The following is a 22,860-nucleotide window of genomic DNA, read 5'->3' on the forward strand; positions in this document are numbered from 1 at the left end:
TGCCACCGGCCTTCTTGACTCCGTCGATTCAAGAGTATCACACTTCGACTTGTCTTACGTCCAAGAATCATACTAATCTATGAATCGCGTTGTGAGGTGGGAACTAAGTTTTACAGAGGATTTGTCGTAATTCCGACAGATCTATATTGAGATCAAATACTTGTGGGGTTGGTTATGGTCGGAAACGAGATTTGAGTTCAAAAAGCGAGATAGTGAAGTTTGCAAGAGAGCTCTGCGTTCGCCTACACTTCAATCGCTTTCTATTGGTTATGCCGAACTAAGAGATTGTCCCCAAACCTCAAAGAATTTTTTTATGAGATAATTTTTTAGAAATTTTTAATAAAATGCAGTAGTTCCTACAATTAGGCCGCATTGGCAATTTACGAACTTTCAAGCAGTTCTAATTTCGTTAAATTTTCGTAGTAGTTCCCACGTTATGAGGTTTTGAGACCGGCTCTTAGATAAAAATGGCACTTTAAGATACTCAATTTGAAAAAGATGAGTAAAGCAGTGTATGGTAAAAATTAAGGATATTCAGTTTTATAGAAATCATTGGAACCAACTCTAAATCCAATCAACGTTTTGCATTTCGTCTAGCTCTAGAATAAGCAGAATCTATTTCGCCTAAAGGTTTTTCTAATTCTTCTAAAGCGGGGGCTTGCCAATAACTATCGTATAAATTTTCACCAGAATAGGTATGAAAGTGATTGTCAAAATGGATTTTAGCGAATTCGTCCTTACGAGAAAACATAGCTCGATTGATTTCGTTTAGAATTCCAGTAAAGTCTTCGGTTTCCGGATCAGGCGGGAAATCAGAAAGATACTTCATGGAAAGAAGAACTACATACTTTCGAGATTGTTTAAGTAACTTTAAGGATTCGTAAAGTAGTTCCAATTTGATTGGCTGTAAATATGGTCTCGTATTATCCGAAATAATTTTTTTTTGTTCCGCTGCACTCAATTCTCTATACGCCATTTCGAGATGTTTTTTTGGTTTGGTTTCGGTCTCTCGGATCGCTTTTTGTCCGAGAGAATCTAATTCACCTCGGATAGTTTTTCTACTCGATTCGATTACATCGGAATAAAGAATTACAAGTAAATCTTGAGTACGTTTTAACTCAGAATAAGATTTTTCCAAATCGAATTGAAAGTATAATTGATTGGTTTCAACGTGATGTTGAATAATTCTTTTATAAAGAGCTTTGTTCGCTTCCGAACCTAAATTGGAAATAGTACTATTCAAAGCTTGGATCAAAAACTCATTTGTTTTAATTCCTCTTTCCACTCGAACAAGATGTGTAGCTCCATTACTCGCATAATCCGCAAAAACGGAAAATGGACCCGATAAAACGACGTAAATCGTAATTCCAAAAACCGCTTTCATATATTTATTTTCGGGAAACGAAGATAAGTAATTCAATCGAGTCAGGAATAATAAGAAATTAACTTTTTGAAAAATTATGTCTGTAAGTCATCTTACAAATTGAACAGAAGGCTTTGAGACGATAGTTATTTAAGCCTCGAGAAAGTTCTTGGAATTATAATTAGAATAAAATTAAATTTATGTTTTGATTTTATATCCTTTAAAAAACTGAATTCAAAAAACAGAATATAATTCCTTAAATTCTCATTTAAAAAGGAATCCGTTTGCAAAAATCTACCTTATTTTTAGATTCAAAAATAAGATTTGGTAGAATCCAAATAAAAACAATCATAGAGAGTGTTCTTTTGTGAAAAAATTATCTATTTTAGGAATAACTGCAGTTTTGGCGTTATATTGTTCCGCCTCACAGAAAATTTATCTTTTATCTTATGGAGACTGGAAGGGGAAAAACTTCCTGAAGTAGAAAAAATAAAAGGTGAAATCAAACAAGGAGAAGACTGTGGTTTTCGATTCAGTCTTTCGAAAGCTCTAGAAAACGCACTATTAAACTCGAGATATGATACGATTTTAGACGCAGAAGTTACCCACTCCGCCAGTATGTTAGCACCTTTTAACTGTATTGCGGTCAAAGGATTTGCGCTTGATAGTTCCGAAATTCAAAAGGAAAATAAAAAATGAAAGTATTTCGAATCACTACTTTAACCTTAATTTTAATGATTCTTATCAGTTGTTCCCAAAATGTAAAACGAATCTCTTATGTTTCCGTAGATAAACCCAAAGATGGAATTCTTTCCAACGAAAATAGATCTGTAGAGTTTGGGAAATTCCGATTCGGAATCGTTTATATTCCTCCGGTAGGTGTACATCCATATTTAAAAGAAGCCGAAATGCAAAGCGGAAGCACAACACTCAGAAACGTCGACGTCGTTATGCGACCCGGATTTTGTTTACTTCCTTTGATGCCGGTGGTTTGTTTTACTAGATACTCTATTATTGTAGAAAGTAATCCGGTTCAATCATCTCCTTAATCAAATAAAACTTTAGAAACTTAGAACACTCTATAAAATCCAAAAATAACAATTTTAAAGATCAATTTCTACATAAAGTCTCTGTTTGATGATCGCCAATTCATTTTGAACTTGTTCCCAAAATCTGTCGAACGCCAATAAAACAAGAGGCTGAGTTTCACAAAAATATCAAAACTCATAATATGCTATTTGTTAAAGATTCAAAGACAATTTTAGTGCAAGTTCTTTACAGAAACTTCTTTTTGTAAAATCGAATATTCTATTTTACTTATTCTTATTTTGTAAAATCAGTTTTAAAAACTTTTGCGTCCGTGGCTTCGCATGGTTGCCCTTCTTGATATGTAATCATACATTTGTTTTTCTGTAATACAATTTCTGTTTTAGAAACTGTATGAGCTTCTCTTCTATGCATACAAGATGACAACGCTCCTTTTTCAGGCAAATGAGAAGTAAGAAAATCTTTAGATAATTTCAAAAATTCATCCATATTCGGAAGTGTTTTAGGTAGATAATATTCACGAAAGACCGCTTCTCTAGAAATTTGGGCTTTCAGTCCTTGTGTAAAAGAACTTCCTAATATTTGAAAGCTTTCTGTATAAAAATCCGTTATGAGTTCCTTTCCATCCCATACAAAAGTTTCCGTTTTATCCAAAGTAATTCTTAGAAGTTTAAACGGATAATAATGATTTAAATCTTCGGATTTTAAACTTTCCGGTTTAACTTCGCCTAACAAACAAGATCTTACGAGTAAACCCCTACTTGTAGGATTTCTTAAAAGTTTAAGAGTCGCTTCATAAAAATTCAAAAGACAAAAAATTTCCCTCGAAGAGTTAATTCCAATCCAAGTACCTCCATAATCTCCATCTAAAGGGGCAATCGCAAAAATAGAACCATTCTCCAACTTCTTTGGGGCCAGGGAAGGTTTTCTTTTTACAGACTCGTCTCTATTAAATCCTATACCAAAAATTTCAAGATCTGGATTTCTATAGATGAGAGCGGTACACATATTTTTTAAAGTGAAAGATAAAAATCGATTCTCTGATTTTTATCCGCTTCGTATTTCCCGGAACCTGGAATTAAAGGTAAAGTTTCTCCATAACCCCGAAAATGAATTCTTCCGAATGGTACCGTCTTGGAAAAAAAATATTCAAGTGCTTCTCTGGCTCTTTCTTCGGTTCCTACTTGATTGACTTCCTCGTCTCCTTGATGTGAAGAATGAGATTGTAATTCGATTTTATATCCCGGGAATTCGTTTAACAACGAACGGATTTTTCCAGGTAAACTCCACCATCTCGCTTCTACTTGAGATTCAGGAATCGAAATTCGTAAGGAATGATCTTCTTCTAACACCAGAATTGTCGTTTTGAATTCTGCCCCTTTTCCATTCGATTCTCTTCCTAATACATCCGTATATTTCCATTCAAAATAAAATTCACTCAAGGAACCAATTCGAACTCCTGATTCATCCAAACCTTCCCAAAAAATTTCGGAGCCAGGTTGCCCTTCGCCATTCCAAGTTTTGATCTTACGTTTGAGAGAAGTATAAGGAGGTATTTCGTATAACGTTATTTCCCAAGATTGTAGAGGAATTCCCTGATGTGAAAGATATATTCTTAAAAGATCATTTTTTCCATCGTTGTCTGGAGAAAATTCTTTTGTCGAAAGGGATAAATCTAAATTGAAAGATTCTTTAGAAATTTCAAATGAAGAAGGTATAGATTGATAACGTTCATATCGACTATGAACCGTTAATCGACAAAAATAAGTCCCAGCCGAAACAAAATCACCGGTTTGATTCTTTAAATCCCATTTCCATTCCGTTCCGGGTTCTCCGGTTTCGCGCAAACGATAGACGGTTTTTTCTTCGTTCCCTTTCTTTTGAAAAACTTCAATTTCGTAAGAATCCGATTTAAGTTTAGGGGAAACATAAAATGTAAACCTGGCCGAATTTTTTAAACTTCCCGGCTGATAAGAATAAATTTTAGAATCGGAGAACATATCTACGCCGATCATTTCGTTACGGATCGTAAGATCAGAAATTACGGAAATAGATTCGTTTTTTACTTTGTCGCTTCCGATCAATCGATACGTATAAATTCCATTAGATAATTGTTTATTAGAAAAATCTGTTCCATCCCAAATCAAAACGGAAGGCACATCCTTAAGCTTCCACGTATAAGACTTTACGACCTTTCCTTCCGAATCTAAAAATTCTCCCGTAAAATAGTCAGAAGATTCTCCGAAAACTTTTTGAGAAATATTGATACGAGAGGAATTTCGATCTCCGTTTAAAAAAAGAACTCTTGTCTTGACGCCAATTTCAGAACTAGGCGAATGAGAATCTAAAAGAATTGTTTTTTCTTCGGATAATAAATTCTCATTATTTTCAGTAACCAATCTAAGTCTATATTTGTATTCACCATCCGGGAGTAAAAATCCTTTAGAGTCTTCTCCAAACCATAGAATCGATTCTGGAATTGTAATTTCAAGCGGAGACAGTTGTGTATCATCTTGTAACAGTCCAAAAAAAGAAAATCCTCTTTTTCTTCTATGATCTGCTTTGAAAATTTTTACTATATCATCTCCAGAATTTTTGATTACGAGTTCCCAATCAGAAAGACGAGGAAGCGCCGATTTAGAAATTCTAAACTCGAGCACGTCATTTTTTCCATCCCAATTGGGTGAGAAGGCTTCTGTATTCGTCTTTAAAAAAGTATTTGAGTAAAGTGAGAAATTAAAAAGAAAAAAAGACGTCACAATCAAACGAATTTCGTTCCGCATGAGTACACTCTAATTGAGTACGTTTTTTTTCCTATTTCTTTTTAAAATGAAGTAACTGGAATCTTATAAAATCTGCGCATACACTTCTCAATACTTACTTTCAACATTTTTTTAACATGAGTTCGGTATTACTCAACGCGAAAGGGATCGATGCGAGGTCAAGTTATTGGAAATTATAAAACTAGATCATATTTTTCTAAAATACCAATAACTTGACCAAAGCTGAGAGCCCGGTCCGGCAAAGCCGGATTCGCCAGATTTTTCAACCGCTGAACTCACGTTATTTTAGAAAGGTTTTTGGAATTCTTTAAGATTCTTTCGGAAGATTTTTACGATCTCTAGTATTCCCTAAGTGAAGCGAATTTTTAACGGAAGAATCCACGTATTTCCTAAGTGCAAAAGATACCGAAGTAAACGCTAATTCCTCCCAAGGAATTTCCTCTATAGAAAAAAGTTTTATCTCTTCAGACTCGGAACTTACTGAGAATTTTCCATTTACTAAATTCGCTAAAAAAAACATATAAATCTGACTAATGTGCGGAATGCTATAGACACTCTGCAGTCCGAGAATATTGATTTCTGCATTTGCTTCTTCTTTAGTTTCCCGAATTGCACCTTCTTCTACCGTTTCTCTGTTTTCCAAAAATCCCGCGGGTAAAGTCCAAAATCCTTTTCTGGGTTCGATAGCTCGTCTACAAAGTAGAATTCGATTTTCCCAAATCGGTATACTCCCGACTATTATCTTCGGATTTTGATAATGAATCGTTCCACATTGATCACATACGTGTCTGGACCGATTATCTCCTTCGGGTATTTTATACGTGACGGATGATCCGCAAGAACTACAGTATTTCATACTTTTCTAATGCGATTCCAAGTTAATACCGCTTCCAACAATAACCAAAGTGTCAAGAAGATCAAAGTCCCTCCTACCGTAGCAAGAAGCAAATTGGGAGAAGGTCCGGTTAAAAAATCTAAAAAGTTTTTGATCATAGCCCAAAGAGTCACTGATAATACGAATAACATCGGTATAAAAGAAACTTTGATTTTTTTCTTCAACTTTAAAAGGAAAATAGTTACTACCAAAAGTGCAAGCCCGGCTAGTAGCTGGTTCGTTGTTCCAAAAAGTTTCCAGAGCGCAAGTCCTGCAGGTTTCTTTTTTCCATCTTGTTCAATTTCTAAAAACGCAAAGAATCCTATCGCAATACAAGCGATTAGACTGGAAACATATCTGTTTCCTACAAAAGTTTGAATCCAAGAAATACGAGTTGATTCTGCAATCTCTTCGATGTTGTATCTAAGAAGTCTTGTAGCTGAATCCAAAGAAGTCAATGCAAAGCTGATTACGATGAGTGCAATAAATCCTTGTCCGAAAGTTTCTGGAATTCCTATTTGCAGTAAAAATCTTCCGGTTCCATAAATGTAAGCCCCTACTTGTGGAGCCAAACCTTGTATACCAGACCAAGAACGATAAAAGCCAGACCATTCTTCCGAAGAAGTAAATCCTATCGTACACGCAATCACAGCAGACAAACCAAGCAATGATTCTCCGATCATTCCTCCATAACCGATTGGTCTTGCGTCTGTTTCTTTATCCAATTGTTTAGCAGTAGTTCCCGAACTGACTAACGCGTGAAATCCAGAAACCGCTCCACAAGCAATCGTAATAAATACGAATGGAATCAAATCGAGTCCGATCGTTGTAGTTCGTATTACTTCCGCGTTAAAAGAATGAAAGTTTTGTAAAATTCCCCCCGTAAAAAATCCTAGATAAATCAATACAATTCCTAAATACAATAAGAAAGAATTAATATAGTCCCTACTTTGTAGTAACAACCAGACCGGAGTTACCGAAGCTAAAAACGCATAAAATAAAAGTATGTATTTCCAAGTTCCGGTAGAAGGAGAAGTTTCTACATGATTGAGTCCGGTCCAAGAAAGAACTGAATCTTGCATTCCTAAGATCATGGAACCTAACGTTCCAAATACGCTAAACACAGTAAGAGGAGTTAAATTCATTCCTTTTTTGTAATGTAAATATCCCATAATTACTGCAAGAATCATAATCACCGCAGATGGAATGACCGCTTCCGGAAAATGACTTCTCAACCGGATGGATGGTTTTTCTTCCGTTCTGATTTCTCCAGGGTGATCGTGAACTTTTTCGTTTGCGGTTTCAGAATTTGTAATCGTAGAATTTTGTGCTTGGGTGGAGTTTGTTAAAGTAGATTTCTTCTTTAAATCAATAGAATTAGAATATACGTTATCCGAAATTGATTTATGTTTCGAAGTCGTCACGGAACTAGATTTTTTTTCTTTCGTGACCGTATGAGACGCTGAGTTTACAGAAGCACGTTGTTTTTCTTCTTCTTTTAAGATTAAAGAACTTGGTTGTTTTAAAACATTCTGATCTCTAGAATTTTTTATAGAAGGAATTATTTTATCAGCCGTGTTTAGAGAAGGAAATAGTTCCACCTTTGGATCCGCGGAAAACATTTCCGCAAGTACAAGAACAAAAACTCCCATTGCCAATGAAACTAAAAAGAAAATGATCGCGTGAAACAAACTTCTAGCTCGGTGACCTAAAAGATCTTCCGCCACTTGACCGATACTTTTTCCTTGATTGCGAACCGAAACTACAAGCGCTCCAAAATCATGCACACAACCCACAAAAATACTTCCAAATACAACCCAAAGCATTGCAGGAAGCCAACCCCAAATTACTGCTACCGCAGGTCCAAGCACTGGAGCCAATCCGGCAATGGACGCATAATGATGGCCAAATAATACGACTGGTTTTGTAGGAAGATAATCTACCCCGTCGTTTAGTTTATGAGCGGGAGTATCGTTTAGACCGTTTTTTAAATCAAAGATAGATTTAGAAATATAACCCGAGTAAAATTTATATCCGAGAAAATAAACTAGAAAACATACAAGGACTGCAATTAAAGGAAGCATAATAAGAATGGATGAGTTTAGGAAACGTTACAAGCAAATCTTTTTTCTATCTTTAGGAAGATTTACGTTTTCGATTTATAAGTCTAAATGGAAAAAGAATTGATGAGCGGATTGGTATGGGTAGAAAATCTGGAAGTAGAGAACATGCAGACTCAAAGTTTTGATCAAATCCGTTCCGCTTTGGAGGATATTATTTTCGAAATTCAATCTGGATGTACCAATTGCGAATGGTATATTCCAGTAGAAAAAATCATTTCCGCTTTAAATATTCGTAAAGAAGACTATTATAGAATTTTTTATAATCTAAGAAACGAAGTGCATTTTTCTTCCAGAGCTGCTGCTGGTTTTAACGAAACACATGCGGATTCTCTGATTCAACTTCTCTCTAAAATTCTGAAAATTGAAGGAATCTCAGAAGAATTTGCAAAAAATGGAATATACTTTGACGATAACTATTTAGCAGAACTTCAAATTAGCCTGAAGGAAAATATTCAAACCCGATTAGCAAGGCACGAACTCGATCGGGAGCTTCTTTTACTTTTATCTTCTGCAACTTTAGATTTTGACGACGCTTTCGATTCTTACTTTGATGATAAATTTAATTTTGAAAGAATTGTAGAAAATGGAATTTCCGATTTTATAGAACTGAAATCCATTCAAAACGATTATGGTGCGGACGTTTTTTTAAAAAATCATATTTTTTCTATTCTCAACACAAAAGTTTTTCATCTCAGAGAAATCACGAAAGAATACAGAGACAGGGCTTATTACGATTTGTTTGGTACATTTCGCAAAAAACCAAAAAAGAAAAAATCGGTTTCGGTTTTTCAGGAGATGGACCCAGAAACACAAAGACATTTAGATGTACTCGGATTTGACGCTCCTTGTACATTAGAAGAATTGAAAAAACGATTCAAAGAATTAATTAAAAAATATCATCCGGACGTTAATAAAGACGGACTAGAAATGACTCAGAAAATTATCGCTTCGTATAACTATTTGATTTTGAGGATGAGTTAATTTGTTTTTCTGGATTACAAAAGGAGTTTCAGAAACCTACATTCCTACTGTTCAATCCGAAATCATTCATCCCTTACATTCAATTTCTCCCAACACTTCGACCAAAAAATTAGAAACGGGAGATAATTTAGAATATAAACTCGAGAAAGGAATCCATTCCGAATATAAATCTAATTCTTCTTTGAGAAAATCCGGATTGAATTCAATTGAATCCCTATCTACTTTGATGGCAAAAGATCTAATGACTTCTCCAGTAGTTAGTTTTTTAGAAGACAATCCAATAAAAAGAGCAGAAGAAATTTTCGTTCAAAAACGTTTTCGTCACGTTCCTGTTCTCAATCAAAAAAACACGTTATGTGGTATTTTATCCGATCGAGATTGGATGCGTTGGAGATTAGAGCATAATCCAGATACGACACAAACGATTGGAGAGATTATGAAAACTAAAATTCTTTCTGTACAAATTCATGCGAGAATCCTGGAAATTTCAAAAGTTCTTTTTGAAGAAAGAATCGGATGTCTTCCAATTATAAATGATAAAATTGAAGTAATCGGAATCATTACAAGAAGCGATATTTTACGAGCTATTTTAAAAATGAGTCAAATTGAATTCCTAGCCTAAAGATCTAATTTTTTCATTTCGGTATATTATCTCAAACTACGTAATAAAGTTAAAGTATCCAAGGGTCCCTTTAAAAATAAAAAACCCCGAAAGCAAAACCGCCTTCGGGGTTTGAAACCGAATTAGAAAAAGAAATTATTTCTTTCCTAATCCTGTTTTTTCAGCTCCGACCAGGATAGACATGTTTCCCGCCGGGTGTTTGTTTTCCTTCATCAATTGATGAGAATGCGCCGTCTCGTTCCAAGCGAAGGTTTTAGAAAGACAAGGATCGACTTTTTTATCGATGACTAAATCGTTCAGACCTTTTGAGTTTTCGTCGTTCGCAAAGTGAGAACCTTGCAGACGTTTTTGTCTCATCCAAAGATAACGCAAATCCACGGTTGCGTTGTATCCTGTGGTTCCCGCGCAGATCACTACCATTCCGCCCGTTTCACAAACGAACATAGAAGTAGGAATTGTGGTTTCACCCGGATGTTCGAACACGATCCTAGGATTATTTCCTTTACCCGCGATGTCCCAGATAGCCTTTCCAAATTCACGAGCGGCCTTTGTCCATTCTATGAATTTTTCGGTCTTATTGATCTCGGAAGTCAAAGCTCCCCAGTGGTTGAATTTCTTACGATTGATTACGCCTGCGGCACCGAGTTTTTTACAGAAGTCGATTTTATCGTCTTCGGAAACGACGGCGATGGGAATTCCACCGGCAGCTTTTACGATCTGAATCGCCATTGCACCCAGTCCGCCTGCGCCTCCCCAAATTAGAACCACGTCGTCTTTTTGTACATCGTTTGGTTTCCAATGGTGAAGCATTCTATAAGCGGTAGCGCCCACTAACATGTAAGCGGCGGATTCTTCCCAAGTGAGATGTTTCGGTTTTGGAAGACACTGATGATCTTGAACCTTGCAGAATTGTGCAAAGGATCCCCAGTTGGTTTCATAAGCCCAGATCAGCTGAGAAGGGGCAAACATCGGATCTTTTCCCGCTTTGACCCAAGGATCGTTCTTATCCCAGATTCCACAGTGAAGAACGACTTCGTCTCCGACTTTTACGTTCTTAACATCCGCGCCGACTTTATAAACGATCCCAGATGCGTCGGACCCGCCGATGTGAAACTTCTCGGGTTCACCTTTTTTGTTTCTGGCGCCGATTACATCTACGGGAAATCCGAGTGCGGCCCAAACGTTGTTATAATTTACACCGGCTGCCATTACCGCGACGAGAACCTCGTCCGGAGCTATTTCTGGAACATCGATGAGTTCTTCCTGAATTGCTGTGATCGGATCGCCGTAACGCTCGGGACGAACGACCTGTGCATACATTTTTTTAGGAACCTGTCCCAGGGGTGGGAGGGTTCCGATTGGAACGGATTCAATTTGGCTCATGTGCACAGATTTCTGAACTTTGGTATTTGATCTACACCAATTTCAAGAAATTCGTGATGAATTGAGATCGGTTTTTGATAAAGTTTGATTCCTATTTCAACACGTTCAATTTTGAATCTTTAAAAATTTCATTTTGAAATTTGGGTAGTTCCTAGATTGAATTTGAATCGTTAAACATTATAATTTCTAAATTTGCAAGAGTTCCCACACGTTTAAAAACCTTACAATAAAATGAGCGAAACAGTTTTATATTAAATTTCCTCGTTTCTAAAAAAGTTGTGTTTCGATTCCTAAAATGTAGGAACTCTTACAAATCACGATTTTACGAACAAATTCTAAAATTGTAGGAACTCATACTTTTAGAAAATTTTTTCTCAGTCAAATTCACCCGGCTTAGCGATGCATAGGGTATAAGTCTTCGTCGTAGACGAAGACCGAGCGAGAATTCGCGAGCCCGGAGCAGCGCGGCCGTCCGTTTTTCGGACGGCAAGCCCCCAAAAAAATCTTCAAAGATATTTATAGACTCTAAATTATGTCCGGGGGAACGGATATACTCCGAAGGCAGAAACTAAATCATGATCCGATTCTTACATACAGCAGACCTACATCTAAGTCTAAAAGAGAAAGTTTATTCTCTTTCCGTTTTAAAAGAAATTGTTTCCACGGCAAAAACTGAAAAATGCACTCATATTCTTTTTTGTGGTGACCTTTTCGATCGTAACTCTGACATCGCTTCTCTCAAAGAAGACGTAAAAGAAATCCTAACTTCTTTTTCTGGTAAAATTCTCTTTATCCCAGGCAACCACGAAGAGTTAGGAATTTCAGAAGGTTCCTATCCAATTTCTGCAGATCTTTCCCCCATATCTTATCCCCAAAAAAATGATCGTTTTAAACTTTGGTTCGAAGAAATAGACGGCGTAGACGCCGAATTTTTCGGTTTTCCGTTTCGCAGAAATTTAGATTATTCGAATATTCAATTTAACGAAAAGAAAACTCTCTATCGTATCGCTCTTTTACACGGTACAGATACAAAATTGGTGGAATACTTGGGGCCTTCTCCCGAAGACGCGGATTCTATTTTAGATTCAAAACCCTTTTTAGACGCCAAGTTCGATTACCTGGCACTCGGCCATATCCATTCAGAACGCTCTGAAAAAATCGGCTCTCTTTTGATTGCGTATCCTGGTTCTCCTAGAATTGTTTCTTCTGGCGAATTCGGTCCTCGTTCCGTCAACATTGTTACCCTCGGTAAAAATGGAACTCCAGTCCTTCAAAAAAAAATCATTTCTTCTGCGGGTGAATTTAAAGAATTTTCTCTTTCTGCAAATCTCGCAGGCCAGATTCCAGAGCTTTCTAAAATACCTGCTTTGATTTCCGAATTGGATTTTGTTCGTATTAAAATTTCTGGAATCGTAGAAGACGAACATATTGTTTCAGAAACTTTAGACAATTTCAGTAAATCTCTCATTTGTAGAAAATTAGAAATCAAAACAAATGATCTCAAAACCTCTTCTGCGCTAATCGACAACCCAATCGCAAAAGTATTTTATGATAAACTAATGGATAAAAAATCAAATTGGAACGGCCAAAATTCCCCCGATTGGAACGAAGTTTTAGTCTTAGGGTTAGAACAAATCGAAGAATTTTCTGGAAAAAAATGATATGATTTCTGCGATCCAACTTCTCAACTTCGGAAAATTTAAAGGTAAAGAATTTGAACTTTCGAACTCTGCCACCGTTTTTTTAGGTAAAAATGAATCCGGTAAAACCACGATTTTCGACGCTCTTAGACTCGCGATCGGAAGTAGATTTCTTACCGCAAGCCAAGAACCTAAAAAAAGTATTCTTTCTCGTTATGGTGAAACCTGTTTAGAAGGTTATAATATTCTGGGAAAGGTTCCAGATCTTTCCAAAGATTCCGCTCCTCAATTTGTTCACTGTGTTTCTCTCAGAGAAGGAGAATTGGAATTTGCATTTAACAACGATAAGTTGATCAAGCCAGATTTTCTTCGGAGTAAACTTTTAAACAACGGAGTCAATTTGGAAGGTATTTCTAGCTCCTTTAAAAAAATTCATTCTCCAAAAACAGGCAGCAAGGACGCGGATCATTTCAACGATCTTAAAGAGGAAATTGTAAATCTCCAAACCAAAAGATCCAAATTGATTTTAGAAATCGAAAATCTACATTCCAGAAATAAAAACAACTCCGAAAAAGAGGAAAAACATTTCAAAGATCAAAACAAAGAAATAGAAATTAAAAACAAACTTGCACAGATCGAAAAAAATTCTGCCCTGGATTTAAAGATTCAAAAGAAAATTCAAATTTTAGAATGTATTTCTGAAATTCAAAGATTAAAATCCATCGAGGAATCTATCAGAAAAAATCTTCTTTATTCCAAAGACGAATCTGCTGGTTTTGATTCTTTTCAAAAAGAAATAGAAAAATCAAAGAATAATGCCTCCTCTTTTGAGCTATTACTTAAAGATAAAGAAAACACGATTAATTCCAAAAAAAAAGAATTAAACGATTATAAAACCCAACTTTCCATCCTCCAAAAATTGAAACAAAAAGCAGAAGAATGGTTTGATAAAATAGATACAATTCTTAAAGAAGATGGCTTTTCCGAAGAAATAAAAACGACTCATTCCAATCCTTTACATCAACTTTTAGGACTTATTCTATCCGGACTTGGTTTTTGTGGAGTGTTAGGCTCCTTCGCCTTGTTTCTTTTTTCTAAATTATCTCTTACTATGTTTTTAAGTGGAGTGTTCCTTTCTGGAGGCCTAATCATTTTGGGCCTTTGGCTATTCTCTCATAAAAAAGAATCCGTCAATTTCAGATATAGTTCCGAAAAGGAAAAAAATTTTGTTCTTAAAATTTCCGGACAATGGAATTTAACATTTCCAGAATATTCCATTCCCCTTATGGAAAAAATAGAAAATCTTAGACAATTTTTTTCCAAACAAATTCAAAACTTTGATCTTAAAACGGCTCAGGTAGAATCAATTGAAAAGGAAATTCGATTTTTGACCGAAGAACTGGACCCGATTCGTTCCAACTTAAAATTAGAAGCCGAAAAAATTTCAAATCTAGAATCCAAAAGGAATTCCTGGTTAAATGATAGAAGATCAGCTACGATCCAAGATTATCATAAACAAGTCGCTGAATTTCAGACCCAATCCAAATTTTTCTCCGAAGGTTTGAAAAAAATTCTCACTGAACATTCTTCTCATAGCCTAGAAGATCTAGAAATCAAACAAAAAACTTTGATCGCAACGATGGAAGACGTTCCGAACGAATTTCCAAACGATCCAGAAAGACAATTTAGAGATTCAAAAAAAAGAGAACTTGAAAAAGAACTTCAATCCCTAGACAACGAATTAAAAAAATTGAATACTGCTATCCAAGTAGAAGATGCTAGAATCCAGGATCTACTTCCAGAAAAAGAAAAAGATCTTAAAGATACTATCCTATCACTTTTTGAAAAAGAATTAGAATTTTCTAAAATAGAATCTAAGCGTAAATCTGCTAAAATTGCTCAGGAACTTTTTGAAGAAATTTCTAAAGACCAATCTACACAATTCGTTTTGATCGCCTCCGAAATCGGCAAAGAAATCGACCTTTTACTTCCTAAAAGATCTGTCATTCTGGAAGCCATCGATAAAAAAGATTCAATTAAAATGCAAGATGAAGCGGGCACGTTTCGTTCTATTGATCATCTTTCTGGCGGAACCCTCGCTACTTTCTATCTAATTTTTAAATTGTTTTTGGCTCGCAAAACAGTTCCTAAAAAAGGAATTCTACTTTTAGACGAACCTTTTGTACATCTAGATCGTGGAAGAATTGAATCCGCTTTTTTTTATCTTAAAAAATTCCAAGAAGAAACGGAATATCAAATCTGTTTTTTTACAAAACAAGAAGAAATTGCAGATACGGTTTTACGTTTTTTTAAAGATTCAAAAAAGGTTTCTTTATAATGGCTGCTCAGAATCATACAATAAGTGCCTAAAGTTCCACGGCAAACCTATCTAAAAATTTATTATATTTCCAGAAACGAAAACTAATCAAAAATTATTTTTTAATATTCAATTTACATTAAGTTATAATTCAAAACCCATAAAAATTCAAATCATATATTAAAATAAAGAATATTACTGGGACTATAACAGAGTACCCAATCCAATAATTTACACTTCAATTATGCGAATTCTGTGTAAAAAAGTTTGGGTAAAGCCGAATTTCGTTTTTAACTTAAGTTAATAAATTGCATAAAAGAAACATTATATGATATTTTGTCTTTAGTTTTAATTTATTATAACGTGAGTTCGCGTAAAAAATTCGTTTTATAAAAACCTGATTTTTCCATAAAAAATAAATGTGAGAACTCTCCGACTTAAATCACAAAAAATGAATGTTTAAAAATCTGTAATGTGACTTAATCTGTGGGAACTCTCACAAATCATGGATTTACAGTTAAACTTTGAAAATTGTAGGAACTACTATAAAATACAAAAAAGATCATTGTCCAATTAGATTTTTACACAAAACCGCTGTTTTTACTGCCATCATCAAAATTTAAATCCTATTTTAACGTGAGTTCGGTGTAAGAAAACGAGAAAGAATTTCCTAAAAGTATGAGTTCCCACATTATTTTAAATGACAAACCTAAGTTTTGTGTAAGCTCCCACACTTGAATACGAAAGATTCAATTTTTATAAACTTCTATTTTATAAATTGTGACAGTTTCCACATTTAAAGAATCAATCTATAAAGTCCAGATTTCAGCTTCTTTCATCATGGGATTTTTACGCGGGAACTCACGTTATTATAGAACACGATTCATAAAAAGTGTTCTGTTGAATTTCACCTCAATCGTTTTCGCATTGAAACTCACTTTAATCGACATTCTATCATAAAATTTACGGGTAATCAATTTGATAGGGATGAGTAAAACTTTCAAAAACTTTAGAATGTAAAAACTCATACAAAAATAAAACAAGCTAAAACTCTTAAAATACGTTTTTACAAAATCATTTTGTAAAAACGGAAACACTTTCCAAATGACTTGTATGAGGAAATAAATCCACAGGAGTAATCTTTTCGTATTTAAAACTTTTTGTAAGCTCAATTGCATCCCTTAGAAGAGTTTCCGGATTACAAGAAACGTAAAGAATCTGATTTACTTTAGAATTTAATAATATGCTTTTAGTCTCTGCGTCAAGTCCTTCTCTCGGCGGATCCAATACTACAACATCTGAATTTTCGTTTAAGGCTGCTCGTAGAGTATCTAAAACCTTTCCCTTAATAAAATGAACGTTTTCGATTCCATTCGCCTTTGAAGCTCCAATTGCAGAACGAATCGAACTGGAATTTTCTTCAAGTCCAATTACTTTTTTAGATTTAGACGCGATATACAATGAAATTGTACCGATTCCACAATAAGCGTCCACTACACACTTATTCTCCGGAAGGTCTTCCAAAATAAGATTATATAAATTTTCTATTTGAAACGGATTTACTTGAAAGAATGTAGAAAGCCCAATCTGAAAATCAAGTTTACCGATTTTTTCTTTTACAAAATGTCTTCCGTACCAAGTGACTTCCTTTTCTCCTAAAACTACTTTAGTGTTTTTACGGTTTACATTTTGTAATATTCCTACTACATCTGCTTTTGAATTTTCTTTATATAAAAATTGTTGAATATACGAATATAATCTATCTGTGAGTTTTTTTCTTCCGGGAATCTCACTTTCGTTAGTGACAATTCCCACAAGAATTTCTTGAGTCGCATTCGCTTTTCTAAGAACGATATGTCTTAAAAGTCCACTTCCTTTTTTTTCATGATACGGTTCTAAATTTTCGTTCCGCGCCCAATGGCGGATCGCAGCGGCCACGGTAGTCAAATCTTCATCCTGAATTCTACATTCTTTCTGATCGATGATAAACGTATTTTCTTTATTATGAAGACCAAGAGTAAGTACGGATTTTTTTCCTATCTTACGATGTCCAAACGGAAGTTGAACTTTATGACGATACATTTGATCCTTTGGACTTTTTATGATCTGCCGAATTTCCAGACCTTTAAAACCCTTGAACCGTTTTTCGATCTCTTCTTGTTTATGTTGAAGTTGTTTTTCGTAACCGATATGCAATCGATCACAACCGGCACATTCCGGATAATGTTGACAAGATTGATTCACAGGAGGTTTCATTCTTCGCTCAGGCTTTTGTTCTTTTAGTACCTGTCAATTGAATTCGTTTTTTAAAAGCGATCACATCAAATAAGTTTTTCTGTACTTATCTTGGATCGTAGAATCAGCACCATAAAAGCAACTCCACAAACTCAGACATTCCTTGAGAGGATTTGGCAAGATGAATACAAGTAACTCGTCGAGATCCTGAACATTTGGATCGCCGCCTTTCTCCAAAAGGAGCCGTAAAGCTTCTAGCTTTCCTTCATTTACACAATGATGCAATTCGTCCTTTCGATCAGGGTCCGCTCCACTTTGAATTAAAACGAACATCATATCTAAAGAGAAATTGTTTTCTAATATAGAATGAATAAGAGAGGTAAAACCTGTAATCCGATCTGCAAGGTCTGGGTCGGCACGATATTCAATCAAAACTTGAACGATTTCTAACCGATGATATTTTACCGCAACTGAAAGAGATGTTATACCGTGATAAAAATTGAGATTTGGATTAAAACCGTTTTGCAAAAGATTACGAACCCGCTTTACGTTTCCATTTCGAATCGAGTTGAAAAAAAGAAATCGTTTTCACAAAGAATCGGGACAAACCTTTGTGAAATTTTTTCTTTCATTTGATTTTTTATCGTCTTTAATGGACAGCATTGTAAGAAACTTTTTGCAAATGGCAATCTCTAAAACCGATTTAGGTTTTTAAAAGACTACAGAATTAAAATGAAACATGAACTTAAGAAATAGAGTGTTAGACAACATTAAAATCGAATATTCAACTTGACCAAGTCTAAGATCGATGCAGAAAATATAGAGAAACGTCATGGTTCGATTCAATTTTTTTCAAGGGCAAATTCTATTTCTTTTAGGAATTTTTTTTGTTTTCAACCATTGTATGCAAGACTCAGAACCACCTCATGTATCTGCAATTTCAGGAGTTATCGACCTTACTTCTTGGAATTTTGAACAACACGGTCCGGTAGCTTTACAAGGAGATTGGATCTTTCGTTGGAAAGAATTTATTAAAAATCCTAAAATCGATTCTGAAAAAAACCGAATCATGCCCGTTCCTAAAGCCTGGACTAGAATCCAAGAGCCAAACGGAAAAAATTATCCAGGAACCGGAATTGCAACATATTTTTTGAAAGTAATTCTACCAGAAAACCTAAGTTCAAACAATCTTGCAATCTTAGCCGAAACTTCGGAAACAGCATACGAGGTTTGGATAGACGATAACAAAATCGGAGCCCAAGGTGTTCCTGGAGAAACAGCAGATACCTCTACTCCAGAATGGAACGTAAAAATTTTACCGTTTCAAATTAATAAGAAAGAATTTCAAATTAGAATTCCACTTTCCAATTTTTATCATGCGAGAGGAGGCTTGACCGCGCGTCTGATTTTAGGTAACGAAGATCAGATCATTCGACTACGGGAAAGAAGAATGACCATGGATGTATTTCTTCTCGGATTTTTAGTCGCGATGGCGTTATATCATTTTACTCTTTATTTTTTGAGAAAAAAAGACGCAGCACTTTGGTATTTTGGAACTATTTGTTTTGTATTTTGTTTTAGAGAAATTAGTACCGGACAAAATCTGATTCAAGTAATTGTTCCTGGTATTTCGTATAACGTTCATATGCGAATTGTATATTTAAGTTTTTATCTTCTTACGCCGATTACCGCCGCATTTTTACGCGCCTTATTTCCAGAAGAACTAAAAAAAGAAATCTACTATGGAATCGTTTTTATCTCCTCTATCTTTTCTTTGATAGTCATTTCTCAAGATCCCGTTCTGTTTACCGCAACTATAGAGTTATATTATTTATTTACATTTTTTTGTTTTGCGATTGGATTTTACGTATTAATGCTCGCGTTGATCCGAAAAAAGCCAGGAGCAATAGCCATATTAGTCGGAATGTTAGGGATCTTTCTTTCATACAGTCAGGATATTTTTTACACAAAAAGAATCATACCTACGTTTATACTTGCCCCATTTGGATTGATTGCTCTCATTTTTTCCGAAGCATATCTTTTAGCTAAAAGGTATTCACTTGCTTTTAACGCAGTAGAAGACATGTCCGAAAGTTTAAAAAAAATTAATTCTTCTTATAGGCTTTTTGTCCCTAAAGAATTATTAAAAATATTAAATAAACATGATATTCTTGACATTAAACTCGGAGATATAGCGGAAGAAGAAATGAGTCTTCTCTATAACGAAATTCGAACCTTTTCTGATTTTTCGGAAAAAATAACCGGAAAAGAAAATTTTGAATTTATTAATTCTTTTTTAGGTAAGGTCGGTCCTGCAATTCGAGAAAGGGACGGGTTTATCGATAAATATTTTGGAGAAGCGTTTTTGGCCTTATTTCCCCCGGAGCCGGAAAAGGCTTTAGAAAGCGCCATTGAAATACAACGAATTTTAAGAGAATTCAATCGAGAAAGAATCGCAAACGGAAAAGACCCCATCCGTTCCGGAAGTGGGATTCATACAGGACCGATCTTACTTGGAACGATTGGAGAAACGGAAAGAGTGGAAAGTACGGTGATCTCTTCTTCGGTAAACGTGGCTTCTAAAATTGTACAACTCTCTAGAACATACGAATCTTCACTATTGATCACCGATTCTACTCTATTTCGCTTAACAAATTCGTCCGAATACTTTTACAGAGTTGTGGATCGGATTCAAATTCGGGATCAAAGAAGTATTTACACCGTTTTAGAAGTTCTCAACGGACTTCCTGAAAACTTAATCGATTCTTACATGAAAACAAGAGAAGAATTTGAACACGGAATTCTTTTATTTCGAGAAAAACATTTTGAGGAAGCATGTCTTATTTTTAATCGTATCTTGGAAAAGAATCGAGTCGATCAAGCCGCAAGAGTCTACTTAGAAAAATCAGTTCACAATTGCAGATTTGGAGTTCCTGAAAATTGGCAAGGAATCACTCTTTTAGAAGACTAGTTTACAGTAATAATCTAAACTTGAGTGTAAGTTTTTAAATCCAACTTAAAACTGTACAATAGAGTTGTTGAAAAATTTCCCTAGTTCCAATTAACAAAACTGCTTCAATTGTCCATTTCCATAAAATAGAAACAAATGGAGAATTAATTTTTCAACAATTCTATTGTGGGAACTACTACGAAAACTTAATGAGATTAAAACTGCTCGAAAGTTCACAAATTGCACAATACGATCTAATTTGTAAGAACACTGCATTTTATTAAAAATTTTTAATATGACTTAATCTGTGGGAACTCTCACAAATCGTGAATTTACAGTTAAACTTTGAAAATTGTGGGAACTATTATAAAATACAAAAGAATCATCATCCAATGAAATTTTTGTACAAAACCGTTGTTTTACGGCCATCATCAAAATTTAAATCCCATTTTAACGTGAGCTCGGCTGAGAAAGAATTTCCTAAAAGTATGAGTTCCTACAATTTTAGAATTTGTTCGTAAAATCGCGACCTGTAGGAGTTCCCACATTTTAGAAATGAAGGTACAACTTTTTTAGAAAAATGAACCAGGTTCCTTACGTCGAACTCACGTTAATTTATGGAAACTTCTCGTTTTAGTTCAAATTACAGATAAAATTAAAACGAGATTTGGGTACAAAATCAGTTCCCATTACACTTTACAGGATTTGTTCAGAATTCTCGATTCAGTTCCTTTTTAGAAGCAACAATTCCCAAAATCTTTAATTGTGCTTCTTTTATTTTTTCAGAACTATCATGTGAATCATCCGATCTCATCAACTCTTTCATCAACCAGCGAGAAGATTCTCGATCTAGAAAACCTAATACTTGAATCACAAGTTTTTCACGTACACTCTTCAATGCTTCCGCCAAATCCGGAAGACTTACTTGTCTTAATAAATCTTTCAATTCATTATAAGATAAAGAATGGAACGCTCTACTTAAAAGTATATCTGAATCAATTTGAGGTTTGGAATTATAAAATTCAGCGTAGAAATCGTTGAGAAGAATTGTATCTATCTCTTTTCTTTTTTGATTTACGAAGTCCCAAAAATTCTTCTGATAGGATTCTCCAAAATAAGAAGCTACCCTTTCCAAAAAAACAGAAATAGGTAATTCTTTTTGAATCGTTTCGATCCCTTCGAAGATGACGATTCTATCTAAAAGTTCCTTTCCTTCATAACTTCCGGATATTATATAACCTTTTAAGATATTACCTACGTTTTCGGAATCCATTCCAATTCCCATCAAATCAAATCCTTTTCGTAAAAGAAAAGGATATTCTTCAGAATCAAAAGCATCTATAAAAAAGTATTTTCCAAATACGTAACACTTTTCACTCAGCTCCAGCATCATTCCTAACGTTCGTAAACTTTGTTCTCGATCTTTGTCTGTGCAAAAAAGTTGATTGGGGCGTATATGTGCCAGCATGTTTTAATATCTCCAAATTTTATCGTATTAATTTATTCCAATTAATCGTCTCTTTAACGCTTTAACGATCTACTCCCAAGCGATAAATTTTATTTGATTTAGGTTACATTAATAGACGCGGATTTACTTTTATTTAAAACTCTTTTCTTAAAATTTCTATATTAAAAATCAAAAAACCGTTTTTGATGTTCTTACAACTAATTCTTTTGTTTTAATTTTAAAACTTAAAGCGAAAGAATCCAAACATTTTTATACCAAAAGTTTTTTAAATTTACAAACAAATAGAAAACTTGTTTCTCGAGTAATCTAATAACGTGGAAATTCAAGCGTCAAATCACTTGAGTATATACTACAACTTTGGTTTTATTAAAGTCCAGAATAGAATCGACGTTGTTTGTATTTTTAAAACAAAGGAATTAAAGGAAAGAATGCAACTTTTAGAGATTCGGAATAATGAATTTAAGGTTCTGATTGCAATATATGAATATTATGATTTTTTAAAATTGTATTATTATAGATATAACACTCAGCCTTTTGAAGTGGCCTGATGAACTTCCCCCCGATAAAGTCTTCCCTTAAAATCTATACTATAAAGACAATATCTTTCTGTGAGCCAATTTTCCAAAGTATTTTGTTTCGATTGATAAATTTTCGAAGAAGGACATGAAATTCCCCTGGATTCGCACGAGAATCGATTCTAAAACAATGAAATTCTTTTTTAATTCCCTCTCTTTTAAAATGAATATCAGCATTCAGATACGGTAGATGAAAATATTTTCTCGCAACCTCAACTATGATACGATTTCCAGCATCCAAACTGAAAAAATAAACTCCTGGTTTACCTTGTGTTTTGACATAAGTCCTAACGTTCAATTCGGAAAAATAAGAAACCCAAGGTAAAGGTGGCAAAAAGATCGGTCTAACTCCTTTCATTCGAAAAGGAACTAAACCTACGTAAGCCTTTCCTTGAAATGTATCGGCTTCTAATCCTTGAGGTAAAATTTCATCTAAGAATTGTTTCGAAATCTCCTAATGAAGAAAAAGTAATTCTTCCCAATACTGAATCATAAACGG

Annotated in this window: 17 protein-coding genes and 2 pseudogenes; 9 read left to right on the forward strand and 10 right to left on the reverse strand. The window is 34.7% G+C overall.

Translation table 11 applies throughout. The features are described 5' to 3' along the window. Positions 1 to 574 precede the first annotated feature (574 nt). On the reverse strand, positions 575 to 1,384 hold the full coding sequence (locus BW942_RS11020) for an adhesin OmpL37 family surface protein (RefSeq protein WP_000648677.1): 810 nt from the start codon (positions 1,382 to 1,384) through the stop codon (positions 575 to 577). Between the two features lie 346 nt (positions 1,385 to 1,730). Between BW942_RS11020 and BW942_RS11025 the strand changes: the two are divergent. Together BW942_RS11025 and BW942_RS11030 are read left to right on the forward strand one after the other, a co-directional pair. After that, positions 1,731 to 2,062, forward strand: a pseudogene (locus tag BW942_RS11025) (hypothetical protein). Further along, positions 2,059 to 2,412, forward strand: a complete 354-nt coding sequence (locus tag BW942_RS11030; protein WP_000862499.1) for an LIC10260 family lipoprotein — start codon at positions 2,059 to 2,061, stop codon at positions 2,410 to 2,412. Before BW942_RS11025 ends, BW942_RS11030 begins: the two are co-directional and overlap by 4 nt. A gap of 274 nt (positions 2,413 to 2,686) precedes the next feature. On the opposite strand, the gene BW942_RS11035 is transcribed toward BW942_RS11030, so the two are convergent. The 4 genes from BW942_RS11035 to BW942_RS11050 form a co-directional block, all read right to left on the reverse strand. Further along, entirely contained in the window at positions 2,687 to 3,418 is a 732-nt protein-coding gene (locus BW942_RS11035; RefSeq protein WP_000337318.1) for an NRDE family protein, read from the reverse strand. Between the two features lie 5 nt (positions 3,419 to 3,423). After that, entirely contained in the window at positions 3,424 to 5,193 is a 1,770-nt protein-coding gene (gene lsa66 / locus BW942_RS11040; protein WP_001243368.1) for a fibronectin-binding adhesin Lsa66, read from the reverse strand. Between the two features lie 307 nt (positions 5,194 to 5,500). Next, a complete protein-coding gene (locus BW942_RS11045) occupies positions 5,501 to 6,049 on the reverse strand; it encodes an NUDIX hydrolase (RefSeq protein ID WP_000872605.1) in 549 nt (182 codons plus the stop codon). Then, positions 6,046 to 8,151 carry a carbon starvation CstA family protein gene (locus BW942_RS11050; RefSeq protein WP_000937116.1) on the reverse strand — a complete coding sequence of 702 codons (2,106 nt, stop codon included), beginning with the start codon at positions 8,149 to 8,151 and terminating at the stop codon, positions 6,046 to 6,048. The genes BW942_RS11045 and BW942_RS11050 overlap by 4 nt, the downstream gene beginning before the upstream one ends. A gap of 87 nt (positions 8,152 to 8,238) precedes the next feature. On the opposite strand from BW942_RS11050, the gene BW942_RS11055 reads away from it, so the two are divergent. Continuing rightward, positions 8,239 to 9,171: a J domain-containing protein gene (locus BW942_RS11055; protein ID WP_000410044.1), complete on the forward strand. Its 933-nt coding sequence runs from the start codon at positions 8,239 to 8,241 to the stop codon at positions 9,169 to 9,171. 1 nt (position 9,172) lies between these two features. Next, positions 9,173 to 9,793: a CBS domain-containing protein gene (locus tag BW942_RS11060; protein ID WP_000466472.1), complete on the forward strand. Its 621-nt coding sequence runs from the start codon at positions 9,173 to 9,175 to the stop codon at positions 9,791 to 9,793. A 135-nt stretch (positions 9,794 to 9,928) separates the two neighbouring features. On the opposite strand, the gene ccrA is transcribed toward BW942_RS11060, so the two are convergent. Continuing rightward, on the reverse strand, positions 9,929 to 11,176 hold the full coding sequence (gene ccrA, locus BW942_RS11065; RefSeq protein WP_000078168.1) for a crotonyl-CoA carboxylase/reductase: 1,248 nt from the start codon (positions 11,174 to 11,176) through the stop codon (positions 9,929 to 9,931). A gap of 575 nt (positions 11,177 to 11,751) precedes the next feature. On the opposite strand from ccrA, the gene BW942_RS11070 reads away from it, so the two are divergent. After that, the gene (locus tag BW942_RS11070; RefSeq protein ID WP_000617807.1) at positions 11,752 to 12,837 is read left to right on the forward strand and encodes a metallophosphoesterase family protein; all 1,086 of its coding nucleotides are present in this window, start codon (positions 11,752 to 11,754) and stop codon (positions 12,835 to 12,837) included. Position 12,838: 1 nt separating this feature from the next. Continuing rightward, complete coding sequence (locus tag BW942_RS11075; protein ID WP_000622214.1) at positions 12,839 to 15,154, forward strand: ATP-binding protein; 2,316 nt, start codon at positions 12,839 to 12,841, stop codon at positions 15,152 to 15,154. A gap of 1,053 nt (positions 15,155 to 16,207) precedes the next feature. On the opposite strand, the gene rlmD is transcribed toward BW942_RS11075, so the two are convergent. Both rlmD and BW942_RS11090 read right to left on the reverse strand, forming a co-directional pair. Next, positions 16,208 to 17,389 (reverse strand): 23S rRNA (uracil(1939)-C(5))-methyltransferase RlmD, encoded by a 1,182-nt coding sequence (gene rlmD / locus BW942_RS11085; RefSeq protein ID WP_000804174.1) that lies wholly within the window; start codon positions 17,387 to 17,389, stop codon positions 16,208 to 16,210. A 60-nt stretch (positions 17,390 to 17,449) separates the two neighbouring features. Beyond that, positions 17,450 to 17,932 (reverse strand): annotated as a pseudogene (locus BW942_RS11090) (ankyrin repeat domain-containing protein). Here BW942_RS11090 and BW942_RS21755 point away from each other — a divergent pair. Both BW942_RS21755 and BW942_RS11100 read left to right on the forward strand, forming a co-directional pair. Beyond that, the gene (locus BW942_RS21755) at positions 17,868 to 18,083 is read left to right on the forward strand and encodes a hypothetical protein (protein WP_001210798.1); all 216 of its coding nucleotides are present in this window, start codon (positions 17,868 to 17,870) and stop codon (positions 18,081 to 18,083) included. The pseudogene BW942_RS11090 and the gene BW942_RS21755 sit on opposite strands and share 65 nt — an antisense overlap. A 117-nt stretch (positions 18,084 to 18,200) precedes the next feature. Beyond that, positions 18,201 to 20,339, forward strand: a complete 2,139-nt coding sequence (locus tag BW942_RS11100) for an adenylate/guanylate cyclase domain-containing protein (protein WP_017861746.1) — start codon at positions 18,201 to 18,203, stop codon at positions 20,337 to 20,339. Between the two features lie 688 nt (positions 20,340 to 21,027). On the opposite strand, the gene BW942_RS11105 is transcribed toward BW942_RS11100, so the two are convergent. Further along, positions 21,028 to 21,786, reverse strand: a complete 759-nt coding sequence (locus BW942_RS11105; protein WP_000879539.1) for an LIC10244 family PerRA/PerRB upregulated protein — start codon at positions 21,784 to 21,786, stop codon at positions 21,028 to 21,030. Positions 21,787 to 22,100: 314 nt separating this feature from the next. On the opposite strand from BW942_RS11105, the gene BW942_RS21760 reads away from it, so the two are divergent. Then, complete coding sequence (locus BW942_RS21760; RefSeq protein ID WP_000405336.1) at positions 22,101 to 22,334, forward strand: hypothetical protein; 234 nt, start codon at positions 22,101 to 22,103, stop codon at positions 22,332 to 22,334. Between the two features lie 34 nt (positions 22,335 to 22,368). On the opposite strand, the gene BW942_RS11115 is transcribed toward BW942_RS21760, so the two are convergent. Beyond that, positions 22,369 to 22,812, reverse strand: a complete 444-nt coding sequence (locus BW942_RS11115) for a DUF2071 domain-containing protein (RefSeq protein ID WP_080010613.1) — start codon at positions 22,810 to 22,812, stop codon at positions 22,369 to 22,371. Positions 22,813 to 22,860 lie beyond the last annotated feature (48 nt).

It is taken from the genome of Leptospira interrogans (assembly GCF_900156205.1).
In the GTDB taxonomy this organism is placed as follows: Bacteria; Spirochaetota; Leptospiria; order Leptospirales; family Leptospiraceae; genus Leptospira; species Leptospira interrogans.

Bases quoted from the DNA above. Each gene is read 5' to 3' on its own strand.
- BW942_RS11030 (WP_000862499.1), top strand. From the start codon at position 2,059: ATGAAAGTATTTCGAATCACTACTTTAACCTTAATTTTAATGATTCTT.
- BW942_RS11050 (WP_000937116.1), bottom strand. From the start codon at position 8,151: ATGCTTCCTTTAATTGCAGTCCTTGTATGTTTTCTAGTTTATTTTCTC.
- BW942_RS11070 (WP_000617807.1), top strand. From the start codon at position 11,752: ATGATCCGATTCTTACATACAGCAGACCTACATCTAAGTCTAAAAGAG.
- BW942_RS11105 (WP_000879539.1), bottom strand. From the start codon at position 21,786: ATGCTGGCACATATACGCCCCAATCAACTTTTTTGCACAGACAAAGAT.
- BW942_RS11045 (WP_000872605.1), bottom strand. From the start codon at position 6,049: ATGAAATACTGTAGTTCTTGCGGATCATCCGTCACGTATAAAATACCC.
- BW942_RS11100 (WP_017861746.1), top strand. From the start codon at position 18,201: ATGGTTCGATTCAATTTTTTTCAAGGGCAAATTCTATTTCTTTTAGGA.
- BW942_RS11075 (WP_000622214.1), top strand. From the start codon at position 12,839: ATGATTTCTGCGATCCAACTTCTCAACTTCGGAAAATTTAAAGGTAAA.
- lsa66 (WP_001243368.1), bottom strand. From the start codon at position 5,193: ATGCGGAACGAAATTCGTTTGATTGTGACGTCTTTTTTTCTTTTTAAT.
- ccrA (WP_000078168.1), bottom strand. From the start codon at position 11,176: ATGAGCCAAATTGAATCCGTTCCAATCGGAACCCTCCCACCCCTGGGA.
- BW942_RS11055 (WP_000410044.1), top strand. From the start codon at position 8,239: ATGGAAAAAGAATTGATGAGCGGATTGGTATGGGTAGAAAATCTGGAA.
- BW942_RS11035 (WP_000337318.1), bottom strand. From the start codon at position 3,418: ATGTGTACCGCTCTCATCTATAGAAATCCAGATCTTGAAATTTTTGGT.
- rlmD (WP_000804174.1), bottom strand. From the start codon at position 17,389: ATGAAACCTCCTGTGAATCAATCTTGTCAACATTATCCGGAATGTGCC.
- BW942_RS11020 (WP_000648677.1), bottom strand. From the start codon at position 1,384: ATGAAAGCGGTTTTTGGAATTACGATTTACGTCGTTTTATCGGGTCCA.